Origin of the sequence: Hyphomonas sp. (assembly GCF_040882205.1) — a bacterium.
Taxonomy (GTDB): domain Bacteria; phylum Pseudomonadota; class Alphaproteobacteria; order Caulobacterales; family Hyphomonadaceae; genus Hyphomonas.
The window spans coordinates 1-3,453 of record NZ_JBBEBT010000202.1; the positions used below are offsets into that span (position 1 = coordinate 1).

Sequence of the window (3,453 nt, forward strand, 5' to 3'; positions counted from 1 at the left end):
CAAACAGCCTCATGGGGAAAGCTACATTCTCGGTGGGGAGCTCGTTGCGCTTACACTTCAAACCAGGAAGGGGTCAGTTCTTCATGACGAAAGGGGGTCAGTTCCTGATGTCGCTGGACATCACCTTCTGATAGATCAGGTGATGGGCTCCGCTGGACCCGACCCAAGCTCTCTCTGGCCAATGACGCACCTCAAGACGTCGGCACTTGATCCCCCGCGCAACGCGCGAAAACCCGCATCGTAACGGTCCGCGCCGGCGTGAAACACGCAGGCGACTTAGCAGCACCGGGCGGCGCCGAAATGCCGGGCCAGATGCGTCGGCGAAAAAACGGGAATGCACTAGCGAATGCACCAGGAGCACTAAAAAGTACTATTTCTCAATAAAAACAATGCCTGATGGCGGAGGAGGAGGGATTCGAACCCCCGGAGCCCTTTCGAGCTCAACGGTTTTCAAGACCGTCGCATTAAACCACTCTGCCACTCCTCCGCCGCGTGGGCTGTTTGTGGGAAGGCGGGCCGGATGGCAAGTGCCTGCAGGCCGGCAGGCGGTGAATCAGGTCCTAACGCCAGCTGCCGGACTTTCTGTTCGGTTTGACCGGCTGGCCACACCTGCATGGTAAACCGATTTTCGGAACGGCCAGAAGGCCACCGGGCACGCCTCCAAAGGCGGGTCAGGGTTCTCAGAAAGAGGAGATTTGCGGCCCATGCCGTTTGCGCGCACCTGGCTTCCGGGCCAATTGACTGTTGTTGCGTCTGTTTTTGTGATTTCTTCGGCTGCGCTGCCGGCGTCGGCCGGGCCGCGAGCGCCGATTACTTACATGGCTGACGCCAGCTCGCCGCTAAAAGTCGCCAGCCGTCCGGCCGCGCCGGCAAGCAATACCGAAAAGGCAACGCAGCGGATTGAATTCCGTTATCCGGGATCGGGGCAGGAAGCTGCTCGCGTCGAGATGGCGTCCGTGTCCGTTCCGCAGGCCGCATCGCCGGTCGCCGAGACGAGTTTTACGGAAGCACCCCAGTTTTCGCCGTCTGTCCCGACATTCGATTCCCGCGCCCCTGCAGCCGCACTCGGCACTGCGGGCAGGGCGCCGCTGGTGGAAGTGGTTCCGCTTCCGCCACTCGCCGAAACCTACAAGCCCGCACCATTTCCGGCCGCGCCGGCGGGTAACATCTTCGAGACCGGGATTGCGATCATTTACGGCGACGAGTTCGCAGGTCTGGCAACTGCCAATGGCGAAATCCTTGACCAATCGGCGCTGACCGCCGCGCATCCGTCTCTGCCGCTTCCGAGCATCGTGCAGATGTCCAACCCGGCAACGGGTAAGGAAGTCTTTGTCCGCGTCAATGACCGCGGCCCGTTTGAAGACGGCGCTTCGCTCCAGGTTTCGCGCCAGGTGGCCCGCGCGCTCGGTTTTGAAGGGGCAGGGAAGGCCGAGCTAACCCTCCGGATGGTTGGAAGTGGGGCCGCGGAAGCGCCGAAGCCTCGCGCCGAACGCACGCCGAAACTCATGTCACTGACGGCGCAGAAACCTGCAACGCCCAGGTCGGCGCCCGCCGATGAACTTCTCGGCGGCGATGAACTCGCCGGCGGCACAACGTGGACCGCGCCTGGTGCGAGCCCGCCCGGCCGCGCCGCCGTAAAATGGCCTGAACCACCTGCAGAATGGGGCGTTTCGGCTCAAGTCACCAAGGTAAGCGCATCGGCCAATGGCACGCACTATGTCCAGCTGGCTTCGTTCTCGGACATCGGCAACGCCGAAACGCTCTACCGCGGACTGCAGGCGAACCTGCCTGTGGAGATCGTTCCGGCCCGCGTCAACGGCGCCGACTACTTCCGGGTTCGCGTCGGCCCTCTGGCCAGCCGCGAGTCTGCTCAACAGCTCCGTGACCGCCTCAATGCAGAAGGCAAGGGCGACGGACGGGTGGTCACTGCGGAGTAGAATGCCCGCAGTCCGCCCATTGACGCTGACCACAAACCGGCCCCTTTTTCCGTTTATTCGGGAAGAGGGGCCGTGCGTGCGTGCGGCCATTTTGTAATAGGGAGACGCTCACGTGAAGTTTTGGCGCGGGATCATATCGGCCGTTGCGGTCATGGCAGTTGGCGCCGCTTTGCCGGCGGCCGCCCAGATGATCGACACACCGGCAGAGTATGCCGTGATCATGGACCATGAAACGGGCCAGATCCTGTATTCGAAACGCGGCGACGAACTCATGACGCCGGCGTCTATGACCAAGATGATGACGGCTTTCGTCGTGTTCGAGCTGATCGAGCGCGGCGAGATTTCCCTCACCGACAAATTCACCGTCAGCGAGGATGCCTGGCGCCGGGGCGGTTTTCCGTCCGGCACCTCCACGATGGGTCTCGTGCCAAAGGATACGCCGACCGTCGAAGAACTGCTCCACGGGGTAATCACGATGTCGGGAAATGATGCCTGCATCGTGCTTGCGGAGGGCATCTCGGGTTCGGAAGCCGCCTTTTCGGCACGCATGACGCAGATCGCCCATGAGCTCGGCCTCAACTCGGTGAACTTCGTGAACACGACCGGCCTCGAAGGCGAAGGCCACGTCGTCTCGGCCATTGACCTTGCGAAACTCGCCAAGATGACAATTGACAAGTATCCGCAGTATTATGCCTGGTACTCGCTGCCGTCCTACACCTGGCGCGAATACACGCAGGCCAACCGCAACCCATTGCTGGAAGTCGCCGGCGCGGACGGGCTGAAGACGGGCCACCTCGAAGCGTCCGGTTACGGCCTCACCGCTTCTGCCGTGCGCGACGGCGTGCGCCGGACCATCGTCATCAACGGCCTGCCGACCATGGCAGCGCGGTCACAGGAAGCCGAACGCCTCATGCGGGTCGCGATCCAGAGTTTTGAACTGAAGACGATCGGCCCGGAAACAGTTACCCTCCCGGATGTCCCTGTCTGGCTTGGCGAGCAGCGCGCCGTTCCGGTATCGCTGTCGGAGCCGCTCAAGGTGGTCGGGCACAAGGCGATGTTTGCGAAAGCGAAGGCCGAACTTGTTCTGGACAAGACCCTCAGGGCGCCCGTCAGGAAGGGTGATGTTGTCGGTACGTTCGTCGTGACGCTGGAAGGACAGGAGCCGGTGACGGCGCCCGTGATTGCGGAAGCGGATGTCAAGAAACTCGGTTTTGTCGGCCAGGCGATCGAAGGCATCAGCGCCATGATGAAGGGCGAGCAGTCGCCGGACGCCGAAGCAGAACTGAAGGGCGGCAATGGATAGTCCTGCCCGCGGCCGCTTCATCACGCTGGAAGGCGGTGAGGGGACCGGGAAGTCTACCTTGCAGGGCGCTCTGCGCGACCGGTTGGCGGAGCAGGGGGTCGACGTTGTGCTCACCCGCGAGCCTGGGGGAACACCCCGCGCTTAAGCTGTGCGCAACCTCGTTCTGACCCCGCCCGGCGGCCAGGCATTCTCGCCTCTGGCCGAAGCTCTGCT

Annotated in this window: 2 protein-coding genes, 1 tRNA gene and 1 pseudogene; 3 read left to right on the forward strand and 1 reads right to left on the reverse strand. The window is 62.6% G+C overall.

Features of this window, described 5'->3' with window-relative positions:
- Positions 1 to 397 precede the first annotated feature (397 nt).
- Positions 398 to 487: transfer RNA gene (locus WEA77_RS08445), tRNA-Ser, on the reverse strand.
- A 331-nt stretch (positions 488 to 818) separates the two neighbouring features.
- On the opposite strand from WEA77_RS08445, the gene WEA77_RS08450 reads away from it, so the two are divergent.
- From WEA77_RS08450 to WEA77_RS08460, 3 genes and pseudogenes are all read left to right on the forward strand, one after another.
- On the forward strand, positions 819 to 1,937 hold the full coding sequence (locus tag WEA77_RS08450; RefSeq protein ID WP_368067429.1) for a septal ring lytic transglycosylase RlpA family protein: 1,119 nt from the start codon (positions 819 to 821) through the stop codon (positions 1,935 to 1,937).
- A 112-nt stretch (positions 1,938 to 2,049) separates the two neighbouring features.
- Positions 2,050 to 3,240, forward strand: a complete 1,191-nt coding sequence (locus tag WEA77_RS08455) for a D-alanyl-D-alanine carboxypeptidase family protein (protein WP_368067430.1) — start codon at positions 2,050 to 2,052, stop codon at positions 3,238 to 3,240.
- Positions 3,233 to 3,382, forward strand: a pseudogene (locus WEA77_RS08460) (dTMP kinase); the annotation flags it as partial. The gene WEA77_RS08455 and the pseudogene WEA77_RS08460, both read left to right, overlap by 8 nt.
- Positions 3,383 to 3,453 lie beyond the last annotated feature (71 nt).

What these genes read in the sequence shown, in the direction of transcription:
- WEA77_RS08450 (WP_368067429.1), top strand. Translation starts at nt 819, where the DNA reads ATGGCTGACGCCAGCTCGCCGCTAAAAGTCGCCAGCCGTCCGGCCGCG.